Below are 18,628 nucleotides of genomic sequence, written 5' to 3' on the forward strand. Positions count from 1 at the left end.
TTTAATACTAATTTTTTAATACTTAAAAAGGAAGCGATTATTATGGAAAAGCAAGTTACAACTTTAGGTAAAACAATTGTAAAAAATATTGCTAAAGGCATTAGCATAGGATGCATTATTTTTACAGTAATGTCTTTTATTTCAAGCCTGTTAGCGCATAGCGCGGTTGGAAACAGAATTGCATCTTATGCTGTAGCCGCGTTTGTTATAGGCATAGGATATGGAGTGTTCGCTATTTTTTGGTCGAATGAACGCATGTCAAATCTTGCAAAGTTCGTTTTTGCGCTAGTTCCTCCAATTGCTATTCAATTTATTGTGTCTGTGATTGTTGGATGGATTTCATTCAAAGATGAGCCAGCTGTGATTTGCGGATGGATTGCGTTCACTGTTATTTTACCGATTCCTATTGCTGCAATAATTTATTACTTCGAGAAGAAGAAAGCGGAAGAAATGAACGCTAGACTGCAAGCATTGCGTAAAGAAAGTAAGTAAATTAGTGACAATTAAATAATTTAAGTAAAAATTTAAGTAAATAAAATAATCAAATAAAAATTGAGTGGTGTTCATCTTCGCCTTTGAAGAAGAACGCCACTCGCTATTCTAAAACGCGTCATAGAATGGTCATAATTTATTCGGCGTTTTGCTAGATTTTTGCTAAGAATTAGTATTTTGACTAATCTTTAGCAATCGTCTTTCCAGCATTAGCTCCAGAAGTCAAATCCTGAATCTCATTAATCTCCATAACAGGAACAGCAGCAGGCTTCTTTGTGCCCTTTTCTTCTGCAACGCGAACCTGCTCGTTGTAAATCGCGTCATCCGTGTGAAGTGTAACAGTTCCGCGGAAGCGATAGCCCTTCTTTTCTGCCAAATTTGCAACAGCGACAACAAGCTGGCTGCCGTCTTGCAAGTTCTTAAAATGCTGACCTGCAGTGCGCTCGTGGTAAGCAAGGTGATTATCGTCTAGAACAAACATCGACATCTTTGGGCCAAGATCAAGCTCACCATCTTTGCTAATCGTTGCAATCCAAGCCAAATTGTTTTCAATAAAAGTCTTCATATCTTCACTAAGAGTTGCCATGTTGAGTCCTTTCTTCAACTGATTAGGTTAATCATGTAATTATGCAATTATGATTCAAAATAATGCAATAATAATCCAATCACTTTTAAGATTACGCGCAATCGTGCATATAAAGGCTTAAAAATCGATGAGTTTTTGTAAAAATGCGTAAACTTGTGACATAAATCACTAATTGCACAAACTGCGCGAATCGACTTGCATGGTCGCTTTGACTGAGCTCACGTCTTTGCTTGGTGTTGTGCGAGGTTTGAGTATTTCTCTCCTCGCAGGCGCGACGACCTGCCTTCGAGCTTAGAGCGTAGCGCGAGAAGGCAATTCGGAGCGCTGAGCTTGCTTAAGGTTGAAAGCATGGTGTGCTTTCAACGCAAGCGAAGACGTGAGCGCGCTTAGACCGCGCTAATGACACGACCTGCCTTTTCGCTTAGAGCGTAGCGCGCTCAGGCAGGTCGTCGCGCATAAAACTTAATCGTAAATATTAAGGCAATAGCGTGCTATCAAGTGCTGATTTCGCAATAAAGTAGTAAATTTTCCGAAGCAACGCCAATGGGTTGTACTTTTTTTGTTTTTGTGGCTATTCTATAAAGTTTATAAGGCAATTTAGCTAACTTAAAGAAAAATTTAATGCTATAGACTTGTTGTTTGCAATAATGAGGGGAGCGACATGAGTGAAATAAATAGCGCTGTTCAACCAAGGCAGAATGATCGAATTACCGTAAACATTGCGCGAATCATGTTGCTCTTATGCGCCGCAATTTGGGGCGGAAGCTACGTATCGTCTAAATACGCTCTAGAGGTATTCACGCCGCAATGGCTTATGGGGGTTCGCATGCTTGGAGCGTGCATAATAATGGGCGTGGTTTTCTTTAAGACGATTCGCAAAAATTTTACTAAAAAGCTAATAATTCCTTCGCTTTTAACGGGCGTTACGTACTACGCATCTTTAGTTACGCAAACAGAAGGATTAAGGTGGATTGATCCAGGCAGAAGCGCTTTTCTTACAGCTGCATATTGCGTTATAGCGCCATTTTCCGCGTGGATGATTATTAAAAAGAAGCCAACGCTTTTAGGAATTATTGCTGCTTTAACATGCGTTGTGGGCGTTGGATTCGTTGCGCTAAAGCCAGGCTTGCTTGTTCTTACGCTTTCTCACGGAGATGTTTTAACTCTTATTTGCGCAGCTGTTTTTGCGTTTAACTTAACATACTTAGCGTATTACTCTAGGCAGTACAATCCCGTTGCTTTAACATTCGGCCAGTTTAGTGTTTCTGGAGTTCTATTTTTGTGCGGAGCTGCAATAAGCGAGCCTTTGCCTAACTTTAATGCCGAAGATAATTGGATTACGTTTACAAACATGTTCTATCTTATAGTGATAGTAACTGTTCTTGCTCAAGTTATTCAAAACTACACGCTGATTTATCTTTCTACAGCTAACGCTTCTGTGATTATGTGCACAGAATGCTTGTTTACATTGCTATTTTCTAGCATTCTTTACAATGAGCGAGTAACAAGCATGGCTTTTGTTGGATTTGCGCTGATTTTTGCTGCGATTCTTCTTGCAAGTCTTGCCGAGCATATTGAGCTAATTCGCGCAAGGAAAAAGCAGAAAATTTCTGTAACAGAGTCTAAAGTTGCATCTGCGCCAGCATCTACAATCTAAGTAGTAGTCAATTTGAATACTAATTAGCGAATATTTTTGGTGATTACTAATTGGTGCATATTGCTTAGCGAATAGTGGTAGATAACGATTTTTAAGGTGTGCTTGTGAAGAACTTCTTTAAGGGAATATCATTTACGCAAGTTCTAGCTGGCTCTCTTGCAGCTGTGACGGCGTTTTTGCTTTCGTCAAAAATTGGTATTGCTGGGTCTGTTATTGGCGTTGCAATAGGTTCGATTGTCTCTGCTGTAGCATCGCAACTTTATCAAAATGTTATTCACGCGTCTTCTAAAAAGATACAGTCTTCTTCTGCGCTAAAGTCAGGTTTAAACCGCTATGAAGAAGATGACACTAAAGTGGTAAATAATGCGCGTTTTATTGCATTAGAGGATGATATGCCTAAAGAATACGAAGTTTACAATAATATGATTGATTCGAGCAAAGAAAAGCAAGCTAGAAGAGTTGTTGCAATGGCTTCTAATGCAAATGTTGCAAATGTTGCTGGCGATTCTTCACGCGATGTTGATTCTTTAAGTTCGCAAAACGCAAAATCGGGGGAATCGCAAGCACTTAATGCCGAAAGCACGAGCGTTATGGAATTGTCTTCCTTAAGAAAGCTAAAAGAAGAAGATAATGCGCTTTCGGAAGGAGACGAAGACTCGATTCTTACTCTTAACGATGCTAAACGCGAATTAGGTGGCGGTAGTGATTACGCAAATAGTGAAGCTAAGTATAAGAAGCTTACGATTGTTATTGCTATTTTAAGCGCGCTCGCGGCTGTTCTTCTTACTGCTGGCATTGTGCTTCTGTTTACTCAAGGAAAGGGTACAGATAATTTAGTGCCTTCTAGCCAGAATATCGAGCAGAATAATGGCCAGAATCCAAATAATCAAATGCGGCAAAATGGCCAAAATAATGGCGTTCAAAATCAAGATAAGAACTCTAAAGATGCGCAAAAAGACTCTCAAGATGCGCAAGATGAGAAAGATAGTAAAGACGGCAAAGAAGGCGAAGACGGCAAAGAAGGAAAAGAAGGCAAAGATTCTTCGAGCAAGAATCCTAGCGAAAAGCAAGATAAAAAGACTCACGAGGGGTCTTCCTCCTCTTCTTCTTTAGATTCAAATGAGTCTAATGCAGATTCTGGCGAGCAAAGCTCTGGAGATTCTGGTGTTTCTGGAGCGGTTTCTGGTGCGCGCGGGTCTAAAGGCGATTCTTCGGTTTCTGGCGACTCTTCGCCGTCTTCGCCTTCGCCTTCGACTAACGGCTCGGGTGGCGGATCTTCTGCGCAACAAGGCGAATCTGGCTCGCAGCAATCTGGCAGTGGAGAATAGGCGGCGTGAGTAGTCGGCAGCGAATAGGAATAGCGCTAAAAAACGCTGCATACGACACGCCGAGTTTGGTTGGCAGCAAAATCTGTTGTATTCTATCAAAGGTTCGTTTGAGCCGTACAACTAAAACGGGGCTATGGCGCAGCTGGTAGCGCATCTCCATGGCATGGAGGGGGTCGGGGGTTCGAATCCCCCTAGCTCCACAATTTGAAACGTCACTTCTAATCGGAGTGGCGTTTTTGTTATATTTCGATACGTATCTTATATACTTGTAAGTCCTAGTGCATGTAAATCATATTTTGCACAATCATTCTAAACTTAAAACTTAACTTAAAACTTAGAGGAGATAATTCAGCATGTTAAAGCGCGCGTGGAAAGTGGCATGCAAAATAGCCAATAATGAGCGTACATCTGGGTTGATTATGCTCGGATTTGCTTTAGCTGGATTAATGCTTGCAAATTTGCCATTTGCGTCGCCTATTTTTGAAGCTGTTTCTCACACGCAAATCGGAATTCCATACACCAACATTCACATGTCGATTAGCCATTGGGTTCAAGACGGCGTGCTAACTATTTTCTTCCTTACAGTTGGCTTAGACTTAAAGCACGAGCTTATTGCAGGTTCGCTTAGGGACCCTCGCGCGGCAGCAATGCCAATGATTTGCGCGGTTGGTGGCATGATTGTTCCGCCGATTCTTTTTGTTGGAACTGTTACAATATTCTCGGAGTTGCACGCTGGTCAAGAGATTATGCGACTTACTTCTGGAGCGCTTCCGTCTTTAGATATGGTTCGCTCTGGTTGGGCTATTCCTACAGCAACAGATATAGCGTTCTCGCTAGCGGTTCTTGCTCTTTTTGCTAAAACGCTTCCTAAAGCATTGCGCGCATTTTTAATGACTTTGGCTACAGTCGACGATCTTCTTGGAATTGCATTAATCGCATTATTCTTCTCTTCGCTTAACGCGTGGTATTGGTTTGTAGGCGTTGTTTTATGCGGATTAGTGTGGACTATGCTTGTGCGATTAAAGCGCGTTCCATGGCCTGTTGTGGCGCTTGTTGGCTTGCTCGCGTGGGTTATGATGTATCAAGCTGGCGTTCACCCTACTCTTGCAGGCGTAATGGTTGGTTTGCTAACTCCTGCGCATCTTGTTCACGGCGAAAAGTCGCTTAGAGCTGAAAGGTATCGTCAAAAAATTCAGCCTTTGTCTTCTTTGTTTGCGCTTCCAGTTTTTGCGCTTTTTGCAACTGGAGTTCATTTTGAAACTTTGACTTGGCAGCTGTTCTTGTCTCCAATATTAATTGCGATTACGATTGCGCTAGTTGTTGGAAAGCCACTTGGAATTATGATTACTGCTTGGATTGCTAAGAAAGTTATGAGCTTGCGCGTTCCAGACGATTTGCGCGTTCGTGATCTTTTTCCTACAGCATGCGCGTGCGGAATTGGTTTTACTGTGTCTTTGTTAATAGCTTCGCTTTCTTATAGCGACGCGGATCTTTCGGGCGAAGCGCGATTCGGCGTACTAGTGGCGTCTATTATTGCGGCTGCTGTTTCTGGATTCTTGCTTGCAAAGCAATCGAATCATATGGAAGAAGAATTAGACGATATTGAAGAGTGATTAATAGCAATTAAAAGTGATTAAGAGTTATTTTAATTCGTTTTTTAATCGCGATTATAAGATGACTAGAAAGTGATTAGAAGGTTTTAGAAGGTGACTTATGGTTTCTAATAATAATTTAGATAATTTAGATAATTCTGGTAAATCTGATAATCCAGATAATTCTTGCGATTCGCGCTCGCAAAACACCGAACAGAATTCACCTTGGAAAGACACTTATTACAGCGGTGCCGTAATGATGCGCGGTCCAATGATTCCTAAGGAAAGTACAACGGAAACGCTGCTGCAACACGATTTGCCTAATAGCGATTCGCATAATAATCATGCGTGGCAAGGTCTTGACCCTTGGCGAGTTCTTAGAATACAAGCCGAATTTATTGATGGTTTCGACGCTTTAGCAAAACTTGGATTAGCTGTTAGCGTGTTTGGTTCTGCTCGAATAAAGCCAGATGAGCCAGAATACAATAGCGCTCGCATAATGGGCAAAGAGCTTGTAAAACGCGGTTTTTCGGTGATTACGGGTGGCGGCCCTGGAATTATGGAAGCAGCAAATCGCGGAGCGGCAGAAGCTGGCGGAACAAGCGTGGGGCTAGGAATCGAATTGCCTCACGAGCAGGGCTTAAACAAATGGGTAAATCTTGGAATGCAATTCCGCTACTTTTTTGTTCGCAAAACAATGTTCCTAAAATATTCCTCGGGAATTATTGTGTGCCCAGGCGGTTTTGGCACAATGGACGAGCTTTTTGAGTCGCTTACGCTTGTTCAAACGCATAAGGTTTCTAAAATTCCTGTTGTGCTTTTTGGCAGCGAATATTGGAAAGGCCTTATGAATTGGATTGAAACTACGGTTAAAGAAAGAGGACTTATATCGTCTTTTGATCCTAGTTTGCTTGCGATTACAGACGATCCTCTAGAAGCTGTGCGAATCGCAACTGGAGATAAGTTTATTAATTAGTTTTGGCTAGTTTTGGTTAGTTTTGGCTAATTTTCCTTCATTTTGCGCTCATTTATAAGCGTTGTAAGTTGCCAAATCTCTTCTCCAACGTCGATTCCGCGTGGGCATTGCCTAGAGCATGCGCGCACGGATTGGCACGCGCTTATGCCGTCGCTAGAATCCGCCAAGTCTAATCTTCGATTAGTGGCGTTATCTCTGGAATCATTAATAAATCGCGCAGCATTTATAAGCGCTGCAGGTCCAATAAACGCTTCTCCGCCTGCATAAACTGGGCAAATTCCTTCGCACACGCCGCACATTATGCAATTGCTTAAAAGCTCAAACTTTGCAAGCTGCTCTGGGTGTTGCAAAAACTCAATAATCGCAAGCTTTCCGCTGCTGTTTCTTGTTTGAACATTTTGCGCTTGCAAGTATGGCTCAAGTCTTTTAAGCTGCGCAATCATTGGGGAAAGATCGCAAATAAGGTCTCTTTGAACAGCAAAGCCAGAAAGTGGCGCAATCTCAATAATGCCAAAGCTTCCATTTTGGATTAGTGAAGATATTTCTTTAGATTGTGACTGCAGATTGTGATTTTCTGCAGTTGATGTTGTTGTGGTTGCGGTTGCTTGCGATTTTACGCTACCAGTTTTTCTAAAACCGCTTGATTTAACACCTTGAGTTTGCGTATTTTGCCTAGCGTTTTGAGCGATTGTAGCTGTGCAAAGTAAAGTTGGCATGCCGTTTACGTTTGCAGCATCCGATCCGCAAACGCCGTGACCGCAAGAGTATCTAAATGCTAAAGTGGGGTCTAGTGTGCGCTTAATTTTAAGCAAGCAGTCTAAAATCGTGTCGTTTTTGCGCGCGCGAATCGTATAATCTTGAATCCAATGTTTTCCGCTTAATGGTTTAGCTTGTAAATCGCCAGAATTTTGCGCCTGGAATGGGCTACTTTTGCGCTTTTTTGCAAAAGGGCTTTCTCTGTGCCTTCTAACTAAACCAGGGGAGTTAGTGGAGGCGATTGGTGCTGGGTTGGTGGCTGAATCGGTGCTTGAGTCGCCAGCAACCGCGGAGTCGCAAGAACCGTCATTTGGCGTAAAACGAGATACGCGAAAAGTCACAAAAGCTTCATCGCTTGTAGTGCAATCTTGATTAATGGAATGCGCAAAGTTGCGTCTAAAATCGTCAACCATTTGCGCATACCTCCAATTCGTATAATTCTAGTTTGCCATAATACTTGCACAGAAATACTTGCACAGAAATACTTGAGCGAAAATGCTTGAGCGAAAATACTTGCACAAAATCACAGAAGTAGCAAAAATGTTGGCTGCGCCTAACGTTAGGCTTAAATTATGACAGATGCTTTGTTTTTGCTGGATACAAATAAAGACGATGCGCCCGTTCTTGCAAATGGGATTGAAGAGGGATGGACTCTTAGCTTGCCTCAACACGTTAAAAGGCACGCAATAAGCGCAATGCGACTTTCGGATGGCGATTCGCTAGACCTTTCGGACGGCAAAGGAGTGCGAATTCACGCAACGATTACAGACAGCGAAAACGGCTTAGTTAAAGTAGATTCGTTTATAAAAGAGCCAGCGCCAACAACCAGATTATCGCTGATTCAAGCGCTTGCAAAAACGGGCCACGACGAGCAAGCAATAGACATGGCTACGCAAATCGGAGTAGACGAAGTGATTCCTTGGTGTGCAAATAGGTCAATCTCAAAATGGAAGCCAGGGCGCACAGATAAGCGTTGGAATCAGGTGCTTGAGGCTGCAACGGAGCAATCGCGAAGAGCGTGGATGCCTCAGCTTTTAGAGCCAGTTACAAGCAAGCAGATTCTAGCGATTTGTAGGCGTGCATGCGTTTACGGAAGTCTTGTAGTTGTTTTGCATCAAGATGCAACGGATTCTTTTAGTCAAATCGAAAACTACGTAAACGACTTAACAGAAAAATGCTTAAAAGACGGCAAAACGCGCACTGTTTACGTAATTGTGGGGCCAGAAGGCGGAATTAGCGAAGAAGAAGTTCAAAGTTTTATAGATGCTGGAGCTAAAAGTTGCGTTTTAGGAAGCAATATTTTACGAGCGTCTACAGCAGGGCCAGTATGCTTATCATTGCTTTCTAGAGCGCTTGGCAGGTACGAATAGTAAGCAATTTTGCGAGCAATTCTTGCAAGCTTTGTGCGTGTTTTGTGTAAAATAGTAAGTGGTATTTTGCAATAAGAATTGCAACAATAATTGCAGTAAGAATTGCGATAAGAATTATTGAAAAGTGGGCAAAATAATGGATAAAGCATGCAATACATACATAACTGACAAAGATTGCATTTTTTGCAAGATAATTGATGGGCAAATTCCAAGCAGCAAAGTGTATGAAGACGATGCAGTAGTGGCTTTTAACGATATTAATCCGCAAGCCAAGGTGCATGTTTTGATTGTTCCGCGCAATCATTACAAGAATGTTGCTGAGCTTGCGCAAAATGATTGTGATGTTTTGGCTCATATTGCATGCGTTGCGCAAAAAATTGCAAACGACTTTTATAATGGCGATTATCGCCTTGTTTTTAACACTGGTTTGGGAGCTGGTCAAACCGTGTTCCATGTTCACGCTCATGTTTTAACAGGCGAAAAACTTGAAGAAGGTAGTTTATAAATCGTGGCAAATAGTACAACGCGTATTGTTCAAATTCCAAGCGAATTAAGCCCAGTTGCTGTTTTGGGAGCAGCAGATTCAAACTTAAGAGAGTTAGAGAAGGCTTTTCCAAGCGTAGATATTTCCGTTCACGCGGATTGTGTGAAAATCGTATCTAGAAGCGCAAGAAGTGAGGAAGACGCTTGCAAAGCCGAACACGCGTTGCGCAAAATAGTTGATTGCGCTTACGAAGCTCCTGTTGATTCGTATGCTGTAAAACGCATGTTAGAAAGAGACGTGCTTAAAGGTAGCGAGCATAATGTGCGAATCGATAGGATTGGGCACAATGGTGGAGTTTTTGGCGGAGCGTTTAGCGGATTAAAGTCTTTTGGTGCTGGAGCTGGAGATGCTGCTGGCTCTGGTGCTGGCTTTGGCTCTGGTTCAATCGAAAGCGATTTTGCGCGAGATTCTGCCGATTTAATGCCATCTAGTGAAGATGCTAAAAGGCGCGCAATGAGCCGAAAAGCGCGAATGGCTAAAGGCGTTATAACGTTTGCAGGTGGAAATCCTGTTCGCGCAAAAACCGCGGGTCAAACGGCTTATGTGCAAGCAATGGAATCAAATACTGTAACGTTTGGAATTGGGCCTGCTGGTACTGGAAAAACGTATTTAGCGGTTGCTAAAGCGGTTAGAGCTTTAGAAGATGGGCGAGTGCGAAGAATAGTGTTGACGCGCCCTGCTGTAGAAGCTGGGGAAAATCTTGGATTCTTGCCTGGAACACTAAACGACAAAGTAGACCCATATTTAAGGCCGCTTTACGATGCGCTTTCCGACATGTTGGGCGCGCCGCAACTTAAGAGGTATATGGACGAAAACGTTGTGGAAGTGGCTCCGCTTGCATACATGAGAGGTCGCACACTTAATGACGCTTTTGTTATTTTAGACGAAGCGCAGAATGCTACTGTTCAGCAGCTTAAAATGTTTTTGACGCGTCTTGGATTTAACACCACAATGGTGATTACGGGAGATAGAACGCAAGTTGATTTAGCGGTTCCAAAATCTGGTTTAGCTTCGATTGAGAACGTGCTAAAAGACGTTAAAAGTATTGCGTTTGTTCACTTAAATGCGCAAGACGTTGTTAGGGCCGAGCTTGTTGGGCGAATCGTAGAAGCGTACGAAGCGTGGGAAAAGCGCGAGGCTGATTTTAGGCGCGAGAAGGGTAGCGTGCGTGGTGCTAGGGATGTGCGGGGAAAGTCGCAAGCAACCGCGCAATCGCAAGAATCGCAAAGTCTTGAATCGCAAAGTCTTGAATCGCAAAATCTTGAATCGCAAAATCTTGAGAGGAATAGCAAGTAATCATGAGTGTTGAAGTGATGAACGAAACCGTTTGGCAAATCGACCCAAAAATATTCTCCGACCTTGGAATGTGGGTTTTGCAACAAATGCGAGTAAGCGTTCAATCCGATTTGTCGATTACTTTTGTGGACCCAGAGCCAATCGCTAGTCTTCACGAAAAGTGGATGAACTTAGAAGGCCCTACAGACGTTATGAGCTTTCCAATGGACGAGCTGACTCCTGGAAGTGACGACAAAGTGAGCGAAGGAATGCTTGGAGACCTTGTGATTTGCCCGTGGGTGGCGGCTCAACAGGCAGCAGCGGCAGGGCATAGCACAATGGAAGAGATGCTATTGCTTACGATTCACGGAATGTTGCATTTGCTTGGATACGACCACACCACGCCTCAAGAAGAAAAGCAAATGTTTGGCTTGCAAAGGCAGCTTTTGCTAACGTTCTTTGCAGCTAGATCTGGCGAGCTTTACGACGCCACTTTGCCAGCAGGTGCCGTAAATGAGCTGGAAGAATACGAGAAAAATCATGCTAAATAACATTACAATTCCGCCGATTCCCGATTTGCCTGCGCATATGTGGGCTTGCTTGGGTGTGATTGCAATAGTCGCAGTTTTGCTTGTGTGGCTTTCGCTTGCAATGGCGGCGGCGGAAGGGGCTGTGCCAAGAGTTACAAGGTCTAGTCTTAATAATCTTATGATTGAAGAACAAACGAACGATAACGAAAGTCAAGTCGTTCGCTTGAGGAAGCTTGCTAGAATTCGCAGAGCGAAGAGGCTTATAGCAGATAGGTACGCAACGAGCGGAGCGTGTGCGTTTGTGCGAATCGTGTGTAATGTGCTGGATGGCGTGGCTTTTGCTGCAATCGCGGCGGCTCTTGGTGCGTCTTTTTGGCTAACGCTATTAATCGGGCTAATAGTGGCAATGATTGTTGCAATTGTTTCTATTCTTGTGCGGCCAAGGTCTGTGGGAGCGGCTCAGCCAGTGTTTAAGCTAATGCGCTTGTCTAGAATCGTTTCGATTGCTGTTTTTATGAATCCGTTTGCAAAAATCGCAAGCCGTGGAGATTCGCAAAGTCAAAGCCAAAATCATAAGAAAAATGCTGCTCTTTCCGACGACGAAGAGTTGGAGAATATTCAATTAGATCAAGCTAAAGCGAGTATTGACAGGCTTGTAGAGGCAAACGATTTTGACCCAGAAGTTTCGGAGATGATGCGTAATGTGCTTACGCTTTCCGACACGTTAACGCGCGAAATCATGGTTCCGCGAACCGATATGATTTGCGTTAAAAACGACGAAACACTGGAAAATTTCCTAAAATTATGCTCAAGATCTGGATTTTCTCGCGTGCCTATAATTGGCGAGTCGGTTGACGATTTGGAAGGAATTGCGTATTTAAAGGATGCTGTGCGCGCAACTGTGTTTAATCCTGCGGCATCTGAGCGCGCGGTTTCTACGATTGGCCGAAGCCCAATGCTTGTTCCAGAATCCAAGCCAGTGGATGATTTATTCCACGAAATGCAACGAATCCGCCAGCACGTTGCCGTTGTTGTAGACGAATATGGCGGAATTGCAGGGCTTGTGACGATTGAAGACGCGATTGAGCAAATTGTTGGAGAGCTAGAAGACGAGCACGACCGCACTCAGCACGCGGATCCGCAAGAGGTGAGTAAGGGTGTGTGGAAAATGCCTGCGCGCACGCCGATTGCCGATTTGGAAGATATTTTTGAAGTGCATATAGACGAAGACGATGTGGACACTGTGTTTGGGTTGCTTACCAAGTTGCTTGGAAACGTGCCGATTGTTGGGTCGAGCGCTGTGACTCGCGGCCTTAAGCTAACTGCGGTTGATTCTGCAGGGCGGCGCAAGAAAGTCTCCACGATTCTTGTTGAGCGAGATATTCAAGGCCTTAAAGATATTCAGGGTCTTAAAGAAGAAGACGATAGCGCTGGAAAGAGCGGCGGAAAGAGTGACAGCAGGGCTGACGCCAAGAATAATGTCAAGAATGGCAAGAATGGCGATAAAGATAGTGAATCATCGCAAGTTGATGGCGATAAATAGTGTTGAATTATGAATAGTATGAAAGATGTTAATGATATGAGTGACGATATGGACGAAATGGACGACGAAATGAATGACGAAATGTTTGCTAATTTAGATCCTTCTCTAAAAGCGAGCGTAGAAGTGCCTGATTTTAACGGCTATAAATCGGGATTTGTTGCTGTAGTAGGCAGGCCAAACGTTGGAAAATCAACGCTTATGAACGCGCTAATCGGAACGCAAATCGCAATCGCGTCTTCTCGCCCAGAAACAACACGCAAGGCGATTCGCGGAATCTTAACAACTCCAAACGCGCAAATGGTGTTAGTTGATACGCCAGGAATCCACAGGCCTCGCACTTTGCTAGGCCAGCGCTTGAACGATATTGTAGACGAGTCGCTTGCAGATGTTGATGCGATTGCTTTCTTGCTTCCAGCAGATCAAGAGATTGGACCTGGAGATAGAAGAATCTTAAGCCGACTTCGCTCCGACTTTGCCAAAAAAGACGCGTCTGGAAACTGGGTGTGGAAGGTTCCGCTTATTGGAATCGTCACTAAAATTGATACGCTAAGCCGAGATGAGTTGGTGTCTCATTTGATTGAGATTCAACAGTTTGCTGATTTTACGGATATTGTGCCAGTTAGCGCTTTGGAACGCGACAATGTTGACGAAGTTAAGAAGGTTTTGATTGACAATCTTCCAGAAGGTCCGAAGATGTATCCAGACGATCAGCTTAGCGAGGAGAGTCCTTCTAGCATGATTGCAGAGCTTATTCGTGGGGCTTTTCTTGAGGAACTTGACGACGAGTTGCCACATTCGCTGGCGGTTGTTGTAGATAGCATTGTGCGCCCAGGAGATGGGGACTATGCGCAATATAGCGATAATAAAGCGCATGTGATTGTGTCGGTGTATGTTGAGCGCGATTCGCAAAAGCCGATTATTATTGGGCGCGGTGCGGAGCATCTTGTGCGCGTTAAGAAGCGTTTGCGCACTGCGGTGAATCGTATTACAGGTGCTAAAGCTGTGCTCGATTTGCATGTGAAGGTTGCAAAGGGGTGGCAGAGCGACCCTAAGAAGCTTGAGCGCTTGGGTTTCTAATTCGTCGCGCCCGAGAATGTAGCCCTCATTGGTGTGTTGAGCTACAAAGTGCGGAGTTGTTTGACGGATTTTGTACGTGATTTAGGTCGAATTTGGTACAAAATGCGCGGGCGCGACGACCTGCCTTGTAGTGTGTTTGTACCTAAAATACGTCGTGTCGTCATACAATCGCACTACATAAAACTGTAGTGAGTTCCGACCTGCCTTTGCGCTTTGATCAAGATTTGTTACATTTGTCTAGCGAGTGAGGCGTTTGTAACGTTTTTTGGCTAATTTTTGTTATATTTGTCTCGGCGGTGAGGCATTTGTAACGTTTTTCGGCTTAAATTCGTTAGATTGGCATTATCGGTGAGGCATTTGTAACACTAGGGTATAAGTAGATACAAAAACCGCGGCAGACGAGTTGGTGAAGACTGGTCAACCGCGGTTTTGTTTTATTTAGTTTTGATTACGCACGACGATGGCGAGCAAAGTAAGTGCCGCCTCCGATTGCTGCGATTCCTGCAACAACAGCCGCTATAGCTGCAACAACCTTAAGCGTAGTGCTGTTGGATGCGCTTTGTGCTCCGTTTTGAGTGCCGCCAGACGCTTGAGCGTTCTTAGATTCGCTCTTAGATTCGCTCTTGTAATCATTCTTGGAGTCGCTCTTAGACTTGCTCTTTGCGGAATCCTTTGCATCGTTCTTTGCGGACTCGCTCTTAGCATCGTCCTTCTTTGACTCGTCTGCCTTGGCTGTACTCTTGGCTGCAGCCTTAGCGCCAGCGGCCGCAAGCGCTGCTGAGATGCGGTTAGCATGCGAAGCGCCTGCAACATTATTCGCCGCAACGCCATTAGCGTTCTGAGCATTAGTTCCGTTTGCACTCTGCGATTGTGCAGCTGGAATCACAGCGTTAAATCCAAGTTGCTCGTTTCCGAACAAGTTGTTTGCATATCCTGCAAGATACTGGTTGTAGTAGTTCTCGAAGGATTCACTAGAACTCGTATTGTTGCTCGTACTGCTGCTAGTGTTATTTTGCGTTTCACTAGTTGAACCAGTATTTTGATTAGCGTTGCCTGATTCTACTTCTTTAGATGGGGTAGGAGCAAGCGCTGAATCCGTACTTGCATCATGAGACGGATCTGCTTGCGGCACTGTTTGTGGCACTGTTGAAGATTCATTATTACCACCATTATTGCCACCATTACCAGCATTTTCATTCTCTGCAGTCCCATTCAGCGAATTCACTTTCTTTAACGACTCATCTAAAGTAGAAGTAGATTCATTAAGAGACTGTTTCACTGTGTTAAGCGTCTTAAAACGAAGAATAAACATATTCTCAAGATCGTTGAAGCTTTGATTTACGGCAGCAAAAGTAGCGTTGTACCTTTCAATTACGTTATTTTTAGCTCCAGCCAAAAGCGTCTTAACTTTCTCATGCAATTCAGCAATTTTTTGCTTTGCTTGCAAAACTTGCATTTTAACATTCTCAGCATTTTGCTTTGCTGATTCAACTTGGCTTTGAGCTTCTTTTGTAATGCGTTGTGCTTGCTCAATAGCAGACTTTGCTTCATCAGCTTTTTGCTTAGCTTGAGCGGCCTTATCAGCAGCATCAGATACAAGCTTAGCTGTATTAGACTTAGTAGCATCAGCTTTATTCTTAACTTCGGTTGCTGCAGCTACTTGCTGTTCAGCATCTTGAACTTGCTTTTGAGCTTCTGTAACTTTTCTGTTAGCAGAATCAATTTGTTGTCTTGCATCTGCAATTTGCTTCTGTGCTTTGTTAACTTGGCTTTGAGCTTCTGTAACTTTCTGTTCAGCTTCTTCTACATTTTTGTTTGCAATATTTAATTTATTTTCTGCTTCACTAACTTTACTACGAGCAGAATCAAGCAATCGTGTGGCATTACCAACAGATGCATCTTGTTTCGTGACCTTCTCGTTGGCTTCTGCAAATTTAGAAGTAGCCTCATTAGCTTTGATTTGCAAATCGTCTTTAGCAGATTCGAGATTCCTTACAGATTCTTCAAACTCCCTGATTTTAGCTTGCTTTGCTTCACCAGTTAACTGAGATTGTTTCTCGGCTTCTTCTACATTTTTGTTTGCATCGTTATACTCATTCTCATATTTCTCTGCTTCAATAGTGAGCTTTGCAAATTCTTCTTGAGATTCTTTTAACTCTTTCTTAGCATTATCAAAATTGTATGCAGCACTTGTAAAAGCATCCAAGACAGTTTTATTTTCTGAGTTCTTAGTATTCGCAGCATCGATTGAGCTAGTAAGAGTTTTAACCTTTCCATCTAGATGCGTGTACTTTGTTTGCCACTGTTGAGCAAGCTTTTCTGCAAGCGCTTTATTTTTTTCGCTTCCCCAGTTTGCGTTAGGGTCGCCATATTTTTTAGCTTCATTATTTGCTTTTTCTTTCTCGGCTTTTACACGTTCTAATTCTTGTTCTTTTAGACCCTTAGAGTCTTTTTTGTCTGGCAAATTCAAATCGTATTGTACTTTTCGAAGATTGTACTTAGCTTCAAACAAATTTGCATTTGCTTTATTTGCTTCAGCATTCAGCTTTTGCAATTTAGCGATTTCATCTGCATCTTCAGAGGCGCTTCCAGCAGCTTTTTCTTGCTTTAGACTATTCTCATAATTACTAAGAAGATTCTTGTATTCTGCAACGCTAATCGAAGATTCATTGCTTCCGTGCCACACAGCAACATCTTCATTTTTTGTAACAGTTTCTTGTTTACCGACAGAAGGTATAGTTATTTTTTGAATATATAAATCGCCTTCTGCGAAACCTCCAGCGGTTATATCTTTTCTAGCAAAAGTGGTGTAATGACCTACGGAAAGACTAAATAAATTAGTTAGCTTGCCACTTTCGTCATTTTTTTCGAATAATCTTGTGTTTGGATTTTGGCTTAATTTCATTCCAAAATCATATTGATTGTCCTTAAGGAATTGCTTGCCATCTTCAGAAAGCTTGTTTTCAATCTTTGTATTGCCATTGAATGTATAGAAGATTCCTTTATCTCTAGCTTCTTCATAGCGATTCTTTTCAATCGTATACCAGCCGTCTAAGGCATTCCACTTGTTGTCTATAGGTTTAGGTTCCGTGCTTTGCGTTTTAATTTGCTTTAAGCATGAAGTTTTACCGTCTGCTAGAACTTTGCAATCATCATTTGAGTATTTCATTCGACCATTTTTATGGCCGTCGTAATCTCCCCAAGCAAGATTTTCTGCAGTTTTGTACGGTGTAGTGTCCATAATGCTAGCGTTATCATACTTTTCATGGTTTACTGCATGATTATTAATGGCAGCCGAGTAGAAGGAATGCACAATGCTTTCGGCAATCAAGCTTAAACGCACGTTTACATTTTGCAACGCGTTGTTATCGTTTTTTCTGTACTCGTTTAAAGCATTGTAATACTCAGCGGCTTCCTTCATGTTTTGCAAAGAGTCAGCGCTGCCAACTCTGCCAAGCCCAGGTTTTACAATATCTTCATACCACGTTGGAGCTTCTATTGTTTGTGCTTCTTTATACGATCCATCTTTGAAATCTTGCCTTGGAATCACATATGATTCGCCTTTAAGAATTTTCTGAGCGCGCTCAGCGTCTGCAATAATAGCTTCGTTCTTGTTATTTTCCTTAGCTTTTTCAGTGTTAATCACATATTGCAAGAACTTGTAGAAGTCAGACTTTTTCTCTAATGAATTTTCCGTATTAGAATCATTTTTGCTTTCAGCATTGTAGGATTTTCCTGCTGCATCTGCTTTTCCACTAAGATTGTCTAAGTTTTTGTAAGACTCAACTAGCTTTTTGTAATCATTGATTTTTTCTAGTTCGTTTTCTTTAGATTCTAGTGTTTCACTATATTGCGCAATTATTTTATTCTTCTTTTCAAGTGAAGATTTGCTTTGTTCTACTTTTTCTTGAGCTTGCTTATAAACGGATTCTTTTTCGTTAGCAATTTGTTTTACTTTTTCCAAATCCGTATTGCTTAAAGTAGAATCAGACTTTTTAAGTTGCTCTAACTGTGCTTGTTTTTCTTCTAATTCTGTTTCTTTATCTTTAAGCTCATTATCTGCTTGCTTCTTGTTTTCTTCAAGAGATTTTGCGCTTTCAACTAAAGAAGTATAAGATGATTTTTCTTTTTCAAGATTTTCTTCAGCTGCTTTTAAATTTTTGTTTTCTTCATTCAGATTTGTTTTTGCTTCATCTACCGTTTTTTGGGCGTTCTGTAGTTCATTTTGATTTTGTTCAAGTTGTGTTTCTGCTTGCTTCTTTGCATCTATAGCTTGTGCCTTAGTGTTTTCTGCTTGCTTCTTTGCATTTTCGGCGTTACTTGCCGCTAAGCGCGCATTTTCTTTAATTTTTTCGGCTTCGTTAACTTTCTTTTGAGCTGCATCTACTTTTTCTTGAGCATCTGCATCTTGCTGCTTTGCATCCTCTGCATCTTTTTCTGCTTGCTTCTTCGCTTCTGTAGCTTCGGATGCTTTTTTGGATGCCTCTTCTACTTTTTCATTTACTTTTACAAGATTGCTATTTGCATTTTTAACAGCTTCATCGGCTTTGTCTACTTCTGCTTTTGTTTCTAGATTAAGCTTTTCAGCTTCTCTTGCGAGTTCATTTGCTTTAGCTTCCTGTGGATTAGGATCCTCATGATTAGCATTAATTTCAACATTTGCATTATCTGAGTTTTGATTTACAACATCGGCATTTGCCACATTTGCCATTGCGAATAATGCTAGTGAACTTGCGCCTAAAGATATAGCTGCTGCGATTTTAGCATTCATAAAACCTCTCCTCATATTTGATAATAGGAAATCGTTAGTTTTCGTGTTTTTGAACAAGATTTTGAGCAATTGCTTGCTGTTCTTCTTGTTTTGGAAAACATATTTTCTACCGGGGGGGGGTATATAGTTTT

The 18,628-nt window shown here is 42.4% G+C and carries 14 protein-coding genes and 1 tRNA gene; 12 read left to right on the forward strand and 3 right to left on the reverse strand.

Features of this window, described 5'->3' with window-relative positions:
* Positions 1–42: 42 nt before the first annotated feature.
* Complete coding sequence (locus ACPEIW_RS02805; RefSeq protein WP_425664257.1) at positions 43–492, forward strand: DUF3021 family protein; 450 nt, start codon at positions 43–45, stop codon at positions 490–492.
* Between the two features lie 181 nt (positions 493–673).
* Here ACPEIW_RS02805 and ACPEIW_RS02810 read toward each other — a convergent pair whose 3' ends face one another.
* Positions 674–1,078, reverse strand: coding sequence for a pyridoxamine 5'-phosphate oxidase family protein (locus ACPEIW_RS02810; RefSeq protein WP_004132948.1), 405 nt, complete (start codon positions 1,076–1,078; stop codon positions 674–676).
* A 661-nt stretch (positions 1,079–1,739) separates the two neighbouring features.
* On the opposite strand from ACPEIW_RS02810, the gene ACPEIW_RS02815 reads away from it, so the two are divergent.
* The 5 genes from ACPEIW_RS02815 to ACPEIW_RS02835 all read left to right on the forward strand — a co-directional run bounded on the left by ACPEIW_RS02815 (position 1,740) and on the right by ACPEIW_RS02835 (position 6,631).
* Complete coding sequence (locus ACPEIW_RS02815) at positions 1,740–2,735, forward strand: DMT family transporter (protein ID WP_425664259.1); 996 nt, start codon at positions 1,740–1,742, stop codon at positions 2,733–2,735.
* Between the two features lie 104 nt (positions 2,736–2,839).
* Complete coding sequence (locus ACPEIW_RS02820) at positions 2,840–4,063, forward strand: hypothetical protein (RefSeq protein WP_425664261.1); 1,224 nt, start codon at positions 2,840–2,842, stop codon at positions 4,061–4,063.
* A 127-nt stretch (positions 4,064–4,190) separates the two neighbouring features.
* Positions 4,191–4,263, forward strand: a tRNA-Ala gene (locus ACPEIW_RS02825).
* Between the two features lie 153 nt (positions 4,264–4,416).
* Positions 4,417–5,676: a Na+/H+ antiporter NhaA gene (locus ACPEIW_RS02830; RefSeq protein WP_425664263.1), complete on the forward strand. Its 1,260-nt coding sequence runs from the start codon at positions 4,417–4,419 to the stop codon at positions 5,674–5,676.
* A gap of 100 nt (positions 5,677–5,776) precedes the next feature.
* Positions 5,777–6,631 carry a TIGR00730 family Rossman fold protein gene (locus ACPEIW_RS02835; protein ID WP_425664265.1) on the forward strand — a complete coding sequence of 285 codons (855 nt, stop codon included), beginning with the start codon at positions 5,777–5,779 and terminating at the stop codon, positions 6,629–6,631.
* A gap of 26 nt (positions 6,632–6,657) precedes the next feature.
* On the opposite strand, the gene ACPEIW_RS02840 is transcribed toward ACPEIW_RS02835, so the two are convergent.
* Positions 6,658–7,800 carry a succinate dehydrogenase/fumarate reductase iron-sulfur subunit gene (locus ACPEIW_RS02840; protein WP_425664267.1) on the reverse strand — a complete coding sequence of 381 codons (1,143 nt, stop codon included), beginning with the start codon at positions 7,798–7,800 and terminating at the stop codon, positions 6,658–6,660.
* A gap of 159 nt (positions 7,801–7,959) precedes the next feature.
* Here ACPEIW_RS02840 and ACPEIW_RS02845 point away from each other — a divergent pair, with 159 nt between their 5' ends.
* The 6 genes from ACPEIW_RS02845 to era all read left to right on the forward strand — a co-directional run bounded on the left by ACPEIW_RS02845 (position 7,960) and on the right by era (position 13,726).
* The gene (locus ACPEIW_RS02845; protein WP_422112999.1) at positions 7,960–8,757 is read left to right on the forward strand and encodes a 16S rRNA (uracil(1498)-N(3))-methyltransferase; all 798 of its coding nucleotides are present in this window, start codon (positions 7,960–7,962) and stop codon (positions 8,755–8,757) included.
* Positions 8,758–8,893: 136 nt separating this feature from the next.
* A complete protein-coding gene (locus ACPEIW_RS02850; RefSeq protein ID WP_004130581.1) occupies positions 8,894–9,262 on the forward strand; it encodes a histidine triad nucleotide-binding protein in 369 nt (122 codons plus the stop codon).
* 3 nt (positions 9,263–9,265) lie between these two features.
* Positions 9,266–10,597 carry a PhoH family protein gene (locus ACPEIW_RS02855; protein WP_425664269.1) on the forward strand — a complete coding sequence of 444 codons (1,332 nt, stop codon included), beginning with the start codon at positions 9,266–9,268 and terminating at the stop codon, positions 10,595–10,597.
* Between the two features lie 2 nt (positions 10,598–10,599).
* Positions 10,600–11,127 (forward strand): rRNA maturation RNase YbeY, encoded by a 528-nt coding sequence (ybeY, locus tag ACPEIW_RS02860; protein WP_004130585.1) that lies wholly within the window; start codon positions 10,600–10,602, stop codon positions 11,125–11,127.
* Positions 11,117–12,649: a hemolysin family protein gene (locus tag ACPEIW_RS02865; protein ID WP_425664272.1), complete on the forward strand. Its 1,533-nt coding sequence runs from the start codon at positions 11,117–11,119 to the stop codon at positions 12,647–12,649. The genes ybeY and ACPEIW_RS02865 overlap by 11 nt, the downstream gene beginning before the upstream one ends.
* Before the next feature lie 9 nt (positions 12,650–12,658).
* Positions 12,659–13,726, forward strand: coding sequence for a GTPase Era (gene era / locus ACPEIW_RS02870; protein WP_425664274.1), 1,068 nt, complete (start codon positions 12,659–12,661; stop codon positions 13,724–13,726).
* Between the two features lie 448 nt (positions 13,727–14,174).
* On the opposite strand, the gene ACPEIW_RS02875 is transcribed toward era, so the two are convergent.
* Positions 14,175–18,497, reverse strand: coding sequence for a Tat pathway signal sequence domain protein (locus ACPEIW_RS02875; protein WP_425664276.1), 4,323 nt, complete (start codon positions 18,495–18,497; stop codon positions 14,175–14,177).
* Positions 18,498–18,628: the final 131 nt, after the last annotated feature.

This window comes from Gardnerella piotii (assembly GCF_049815665.1).
In the GTDB taxonomy this organism is placed as follows: Bacteria; Actinomycetota; Actinomycetes; order Actinomycetales; family Bifidobacteriaceae; genus Bifidobacterium; species Bifidobacterium piotii.

Coding starts and splice junctions, on each gene's coding strand:
- ACPEIW_RS02805 (WP_425664257.1), top strand. CDS start 43: ATGGAAAAGCAAGTTACAACTTTAGGTAAAACAATTGTAAAAAATATT.
- ACPEIW_RS02810 (WP_004132948.1), bottom strand. CDS start 1,078: ATGGCAACTCTTAGTGAAGATATGAAGACTTTTATTGAAAACAATTTG.
- ACPEIW_RS02815 (WP_425664259.1), top strand. CDS start 1,740: ATGAGTGAAATAAATAGCGCTGTTCAACCAAGGCAGAATGATCGAATT.
- ACPEIW_RS02830 (WP_425664263.1), top strand. CDS start 4,417: ATGTTAAAGCGCGCGTGGAAAGTGGCATGCAAAATAGCCAATAATGAG.
- ACPEIW_RS02835 (WP_425664265.1), top strand. CDS start 5,777: ATGGTTTCTAATAATAATTTAGATAATTTAGATAATTCTGGTAAATCT.
- ACPEIW_RS02840 (WP_425664267.1), bottom strand. CDS start 7,800: ATGGTTGACGATTTTAGACGCAACTTTGCGCATTCCATTAATCAAGAT.
- ACPEIW_RS02845 (WP_422112999.1), top strand. CDS start 7,960: ATGACAGATGCTTTGTTTTTGCTGGATACAAATAAAGACGATGCGCCC.
- ACPEIW_RS02850 (WP_004130581.1), top strand. CDS start 8,894: ATGGATAAAGCATGCAATACATACATAACTGACAAAGATTGCATTTTT.
- ybeY (WP_004130585.1), top strand. CDS start 10,600: ATGAGTGTTGAAGTGATGAACGAAACCGTTTGGCAAATCGACCCAAAA.
- ACPEIW_RS02865 (WP_425664272.1), top strand. CDS start 11,117: ATGCTAAATAACATTACAATTCCGCCGATTCCCGATTTGCCTGCGCAT.
- era (WP_425664274.1), top strand. CDS start 12,659: ATGAATAGTATGAAAGATGTTAATGATATGAGTGACGATATGGACGAA.
- ACPEIW_RS02875 (WP_425664276.1), bottom strand. CDS start 18,497: ATGAATGCTAAAATCGCAGCAGCTATATCTTTAGGCGCAAGTTCACTA.